The organism is Streptomyces sp. NPDC017095 (assembly GCF_044332325.1).
Lineage (GTDB): Bacteria > Actinomycetota > Actinomycetes > Streptomycetales > Streptomycetaceae > Streptomyces.
Genome location: NZ_JBIROU010000006.1, coordinates 279,747 through 286,178, shown reverse-complemented (window position 1 = coordinate 286,178; position 6,432 = coordinate 279,747). Strand labels below are relative to the sequence as shown.

The following is a 6,432-nucleotide window of genomic DNA, read 5'->3' as shown; positions in this document are numbered from 1 at the left end:
CGGTACACCGGCGACCTGCCCGCCTGACCGGCAGCGCCCCGGATCCCACTCGCTCAGTCCGGGGCGCGAGGGTGGCGCGGAAAACCGTCCGCTGTTCTCCGGGCCACCGGGCCACCGGGCCGCGCGGGTCCGGCCCGGTGGCCGGCGCGGTCGAGCCGATGGCCGGGGTGGGCCGGGCGGCGGCGCCCGGGACGTGCGCTCCGCGCGGTCGCCGTGTCCGTCGCGGAGGCATCGGTGGTCAAGCCGGCCGGACGGTGGTGACGGCCCGGCGCGTTCGCTTCGCGTGGTCGCCGTGCCCGTCGTGGCGGGAGCCGTCGGCCTCGCCCGCACGGGACGGACGCGCGCGGTCGGTGTCGCCTCCTCGGCAGAGATGTCCGGCTCTCCGGCAGAGATGTCCGGCGCGCCCGGCCTCCTCCGCTCATTGTCCCCGCACCTCGCCGCAGAAGCGCGTCGGCGGCGACCCCGCCCCGCCGGGCCCGCGCGTCGTACGCCGTCCGGCCGTACCGGATACCCGCCCGGACGTCGGCCCGCCACCGTCCGCGCAGGGTGCCGGGCCCCGGTCCGCGGAGGTCGTGCGGATCATGCCGACTTGCCGCCGGGGCCGGTCGGCCGCAGCATGGCCGGAAGACGTACCTGAGGGCGGCAGCCGTCAAGGTACGCGAGATGTCGAAGGCAGGTGAGACCCGGAGAGAAGTGAGGCAGCATCTCGGGTTGCGCGTCCCTGGGGGATGTGCCTGTGAACGACCCACCGTTGTTCACGGCCCCCGTCCCGCACCCGGGGCGCTGGGAGGCCGAGGACGTCTGGGAGGCCGGCCAGTGGTGTACTTCACGAATTCACTCGACCGTATGGTCCCCGACGCGCTGGCCGGGTTCGCCCGCGTCCACGCCGATCTCGCGGTCTACGACGAACAGGCGGGGTTCCTCCGGGCCCGGAACCCGTCGCCCGGCCGCCGGGTGGCGCTCGTGTCGGGCGGGGGCTCCGGGCATGAGCCGCTGCACCTCGGTTTCATCGGCGCGGGCATGCTCGACGCCGTCTGCCCCGGCCAGTTGATGGCCTCGCCGCACAACCGCCAGGTGTTCGACGCCTCCCGCGCCGTATCGCGTGGCGACGGCGTGCTGCACCTGGTGAAGAACTACACCGGGGACAGGATCAACTTCGGTATCGCGGCCGAGCGTCTGGCCCACGAGGGCATCGAGTGCGCCCGGGTGCTGATCGACGACGACCTGGCGTCGGAGTCGGCCGACTCCGCCACCGGTCGCCGGGGCACCGGCGCCGCCGTACTGGTGGAGAAGGTGCTCGGGGCCGCCGCCGACACGGGGCTCGGACTGCGGGAACTCGCCGACCTCGGTACCGACTTGGTGGGCCGCTGCCGCAGCCTGGCGGTCGCGTCGGCCGCGCACCACTCACCGGCCACGGGACGCGTCGCGTTCGACCTCGCCGACGGTGACCTGGAGTGGGGCGTCGGCATCCATGGTGAGCGGGCTCGGCGTACGGAGACCCGGCCGGCGCTGGACGAGCTGGTCACGAAGATGACGGAGGCACTGCTGACGGCGCTGGGCCGGACGGCCGGCGAATCGGTCATCGCCCTGGTCAACGGGCTCGGCGGGGTGACGCGGCTCGAACTGTACGGCGTGGCGCGGCAGCTCGCGCTGCGGCTGGAGCGGTGGGGACTGGTCCTCGAACGCGTCCTGGTGGGCGACTTCGTGACCGCGCTGGACATGCGAGGGTTCTCGCTCACGCTCATGGGGGCGGACCCCGAGACGGTCAAGTGGTTCGACGCGCCGGCGCACACGGCCGCATGGCCCCGGTGAAGGACCGAGGGCGGGCAGGAGGTGGCACGATGCTGGAACACTACTCGGCGGAGGACGACACGACATCAGCCAACACCGGGATCATCGAGACGACGTCGACGCACATCCCGGCCACGGACGCCGTGTTCACGGAAGGCTGGATACGAAGGTTCGCCACCACCGTCCGGGCCACCGAGGCCCAGCTCACCGCGCTCGACCAGCGGGTGGGCGACGGTGACTTCGGCACCAATCTCAGGGCGGGACTCGACGCGGCCGTCCGCGTCCTGGACCAGCAGGCGGCGGTGTCCGCGCTGGCGGCCGGCCGGGCCGCGCAGGCCGGCGGACCACTGCGCACGGCGGCAACGGCTTTCCTGGACGGGGTCGGTGGCACCAGCGGACCGCTCTTCGGGCTGCTGCTGGAGGAGTTGGCACTGGCAGCGTCCGGACCGGTCCTGGACGTGACCGCGCTGCGGGCGGGCCTCACCGGTGGACTCGCCGCCGTACAACGCGTCGGTGAGGCACGGCCGGGAGACAAGACCCTGGTCGACGCGCTGTACCCGGCCTGCGAAGCACTGCGGGTGTGCCCGCGGGAGGCCGGCAGCCGGGTGGCCCTCGCCCACGCGTCGCGCGCCGCGTGGGAAGGGGTACGTTCGACCGCGCGCCTGCGGGCGCGCCGGGGCAGGGCCAGTTACGTCGGTGAGCGGGGCAGGGGCGTGCCGGACCCCGGTGCGGTGGGCATCGGCCTGCTCCTCTCCTCGGCCGACGCCGTGGTCACCGAACTCCCCCCGTCCGCAACGAACCCGGTCCCGGAACAACCGGGTTGAGCCGGGCGCGCCCCCGGTGCCGGGTCGTCCGGCGCCTGGCCGTTCGGGGCCAGACCGTCCGGTGCCGGGTCGTCCGGTGCCCGGCCGTCCTGTGCCGGATCGGCTGGCGTGGGCTGTCCGGCGCCAGGCCGGTCCGCGCCAGATCGGCCGGTGTGAGGTGGTCCGGTGCGGGGCGTCCGGGCCGGACGGGCGGTCCGGTGCCGTAACGACCCAACCGGGCCGCACTGACCGCTGCTGTTGCAACGGCCGGGCAGGCCAGGCCGTTTGGCGCGAGCCCGGCCGGGTCGAGCCGGGGGCGTCCGTGCCAGCCAGTCCAGGCCGGACGGGTGGCCCGGCGCCGTAACGACCCAGCCGGACCAGACCGTCCGGCGCGAGGTCGTCGGATGCCGGGGCGCCCCAACCCGGGCGGCGACCCGGCGCCCAACAACCCTGCCAGGCCCGGACGTTCGGCCGACCACGCTGAGCCAGGGGCTCCCGTCCCAGGCCGTCAGACGCCGGAGTGCCCCGGCGGATCGGGCGGTCCGGAGCCGCAACGACCGCACCGCACCGCGTATTCGGTGTGAGGCCGACCGGGCCGAACCAGGTGCTCGGTATGAGGCCGACCGGGCGGTGCCCGCTGTTCGGTGTGGCGTCGACCGGACCGAACCGGGTGCTCGGTGTGGCGCTGGCCGAGCAGGACTCGGTGTTCGGTGTGGTGTCGAGCGGGCCGAGCCGGGTGTTCGGTGAGGTGCCGGGTCGGTCGGGCCGGATCTTCGGTGTGGTGTCGGCCTGCTGGGGCCGGCGGGGGATGTCGGTCCGCGTGGGTCCACCGGGCGGCGCGGGGCCCGGGCGGGTGGAGGGTGCCGCGCCGGCCGAGGGTGGGACCGGGCCCGCTTCACGGGCCGGCCGGGTGGTCCGCCGCCGTGTTCACTGGGCCGCGGTGCGCAGCCCGGCCCCGGTCGGCGAGGGCGCCTGCGCGGGCTTGGGCGGCGAGGTGCGCAGCGGCGTCCGCTCCGTGGCCCAGCGGATGATCCTCGGGTCGTCCAGCGTCTCGACCCACAGGTCGGTCAGGCCGGCGGTGTCGTCGCCCGGCCAGGGGCCGACGCCGAGTACCCGCAGTCCGGCCCGGTTCGCCGCGAGGATCCCGCACCGGGTGTCCTCGACGGCCATCGTGTCGGCCGGGTCCGCCCCGCAGTGCCGGGCGGCCGCCAGATAGACGTCCGGTTCCGGCTTGGGCCGCACCGTGTCGTCCGGCACCACCACGGCGCGGAAGTGACGGAGCAGCCCGGCCGTCTCCAGACCGGGTTCGACCACCTCTCGGGGGCAGTTGCTGGCCACGGCCAGCGGGGCGAAGGCGGCGGTGGCCCGTACGACGTCGCGGGCGCCCGGCATGGTCACCGGGTGTTCGCAGACGAGGGCACGGAAGTGCCGCAGCAGCCGGTCGGCGAGGTCCCGTCCCAGATCGGGACGGCCGCCTTCGTCGGCCATGAGCTGCCCGCACTCGGTGTAGTGCAGGCCCTTGGAGCGTTCCGCGAAGCCCGCCGAGACGGCGAGTCCCACGTCGTCGAGGACGCGCTGCCGAGCGGTCTCCCAGTGGCGTTCGCTGTCCAGCAGGGTGCCGTCGCAGTCGAAGACGACGGCCGCCGGGGTCCAGGAAAGGATGCGATGAAGCGTCATCTTTGTGCTTTCCGTTCGGAGGGGCCGCGTGACCGCGGGCCGGGCCGCGACGTCCTCTCACCGAACGAAGGCGAGGGGTGCCGACGGGTCACCCGGTGCGCGGAGCGGCACAGGGTTCCGGCAGGGCCGGGAGCCGTACGGACGGTCAGGAGCGCCGTACGAACCTGTCCCACCAGGGAACATAACGATCGTTACGCTAGGTTTGGTCACCTGTGGGAGTCAAGTGATCGCGCTGGGTTACGCTCGCACGAGTGACGGGTAGTGCAGAACACCGAAAGCGCGTTGCTGTCCGTCCTGGACGAACCGGAAGACACACGTGCGGTGATGCGGTACGCAGACGACCCGTGCGGACGGGGCGAACTCGGTGAAGCGCCGCGCCGTCAGCCGCGCACCGGTCGGCTGGGACAGCGCTCCGTCGCTCGCCAGCGCGGCGGCCTGCCGCGCCGCTTCCAGCAGGACCATCCCGGGGACGTGGTCGGTGTCGTGGTCGAAGAAGAAGGGATGCCAGGGGTCGGCCGCGTCCACCAGCACCTCCCGGGCGGGCGGCCGGAGCCGGGGGTGCCGGCCGTCCGCGCCGTCGGGCAGGGCGCGTCGGTGTTCTCCGGACAGGGCGCGTCCGTGTTCCCCGGCGAGTCCGACGACCACGTCCCGGGCGTGGGGCACGCCGAGGCGCGCCGGGTCGGGCCGCAGCAGTGCGTCCGACGCGGGCGGCTGGCGGGTGCCGGCGAACGGCCCGCGCAGGGCGGCGTACCGCTCGGGGGAGAGGAACCGCGCACCGCCGCCGGCCCTGGCGAACACCGCGCCGTCGGCCAGGAACTCCGTGTGCAGCCGCAAGCCGCCGGTGGCGCCGTCGGCGCCGGTGCGCAGCCCGGTGACCCGGACCCGGCAGGTCACCTCGGTCGCCGCGGGGCAGGCCCGCGGCTGCGCGTCGGGTTCCGTGGTGAAGAAGACGTCGGTGATGAGCATCCGGGTGTCCACCGGCAGGCCGAAGTACCGCAATGGGATGAAGATGCCGAGCTGCCGCAGCGTCTCGACCACCATCAGCGGATGATGGACGGCACGGCCGTCGACGGGGAACGTCGGGTGCGACCGGGACCAGCACGCGGCCGCCGTGAAACGGGTTTCGTCGAGGCGCAGTACGTCGGTGAGCAGCACCTCCGCCACCGAGACCCGGTGGACCAGCTCCCGGGCGACCGTGCGCGACCAGCTCAGGGCCCGCGGCTCTTCGACGGTGCCACGGATTCGAGCGTCCATTCCCCCAGCAGACCGCAGTTCGGCTGGTTCCGCACACCGACTCGACCCGTCCGGCGGTTTCAGGTATTACATTGCCTACCGGCAGGAGAGGTACGAGAACCCCGGAAAAAGGTTGCGACGCGTGCAAGCGAATCTGACACGGCGGGCTCTGCTGGAAACCGCGGCACAATTGTTCGATGAACGGGGTTACGCCGGGACCAGCATCAGCGATATCAGCGCCCTTTCGGGGCGTACCAGCGGCGCCATCTACTTCCATTACGCCAGCAAAGAGAAACTGGCGCTCGCCGTGGTCGAGGAGCACTTCGCCTCGTGGCCGCGCATGATCGAACGCCATCGGTCCACCGACGGCCCGGCCCTGGAGAAGCTGGTGGGGCTGAGCTTCACCGTCGCCCGTGCCTTCCGCGACGACGTTGTCGTACGGGCCGGTTCACGTCTCTGGATGGAGCGCAAGGCCATCGCCGCCCCGCTGCCCACCCCCTTCGTGGACTGGATCGAGGTCGTCGGCGAACTGCTCGCCGAGGCGGGCGCCCACGGTGAACTGGCTCCCGGAGTCGACCCGTTCACCGCCGCGCACAGCGTGGTCTGCGCCTTCTTCGGCATCCACACCGTCTCCGACGCGCTGGACGGCCGCGAGCACATCGAACAGCACCTGCACGACCTGTGGCGGCTGCTGCTCCCCGCGCTCCAGGCCGAGCCGGACCCGGCGGCCCTGCTGGACCGCGTCCCCGCCCAGCCGCCGGCCGCCGCGCCGGGGGGGCCGCCGGCCGACAGCGCCGTCCTCGCGCGGACGGAGGCGTAACCCTCCCGCGCGGCGCCGGCCACCTCCGTCAGCCGCGGATTTCCCGGACCCGGCCGGCCACCGCCGGCCGGGTCCGGCGCAGCGGCGACAACCTCTCCGGTCGGCGGG

Annotated in this window: 5 protein-coding genes; 3 read left to right on the top strand and 2 right to left on the bottom strand. The window is 73.8% G+C overall.

Going from position 1 to position 6,432, the window contains the following annotated elements:
• Nucleotides 1-846: 846 nt before the first annotated feature.
• Together ACH4OA_RS14465 and ACH4OA_RS14460 are read left to right on the top strand one after the other, a co-directional pair.
• Nucleotides 847-1,812 (top strand): dihydroxyacetone kinase subunit DhaK, encoded by a 966-nt coding sequence (locus tag ACH4OA_RS14465; protein WP_397936013.1) that lies wholly within the window; start codon nucleotides 847-849, stop codon nucleotides 1,810-1,812.
• Nucleotides 1,813-1,841: 29 nt separating this feature from the next.
• Nucleotides 1,842-2,615, top strand: a complete 774-nt coding sequence (locus ACH4OA_RS14460; protein ID WP_397936012.1) for a DAK2 domain-containing protein — start codon at nucleotides 1,842-1,844, stop codon at nucleotides 2,613-2,615.
• 906 nt (nucleotides 2,616-3,521) lie between these two features.
• Here ACH4OA_RS14460 and ACH4OA_RS14455 read toward each other — a convergent pair.
• Nucleotides 3,522-4,271, bottom strand: a complete 750-nt coding sequence (locus ACH4OA_RS14455) for an HAD family hydrolase (protein ID WP_397936011.1) — start codon at nucleotides 4,269-4,271, stop codon at nucleotides 3,522-3,524.
• 237 nt (nucleotides 4,272-4,508) lie between these two features.
• On the bottom strand, nucleotides 4,509-5,525 hold the full coding sequence (locus tag ACH4OA_RS14450; protein WP_397969216.1) for a ScbA/BarX family gamma-butyrolactone biosynthesis protein: 1,017 nt from the start codon (nucleotides 5,523-5,525) through the stop codon (nucleotides 4,509-4,511).
• 121 nt (nucleotides 5,526-5,646) lie between these two features.
• Here ACH4OA_RS14450 and ACH4OA_RS14445 point away from each other — a divergent pair, with 121 nt between their 5' ends.
• On the top strand, nucleotides 5,647-6,324 hold the full coding sequence (locus ACH4OA_RS14445; protein ID WP_397969214.1) for a ScbR family autoregulator-binding transcription factor: 678 nt from the start codon (nucleotides 5,647-5,649) through the stop codon (nucleotides 6,322-6,324).
• Nucleotides 6,325-6,432: the final 108 nt, after the last annotated feature.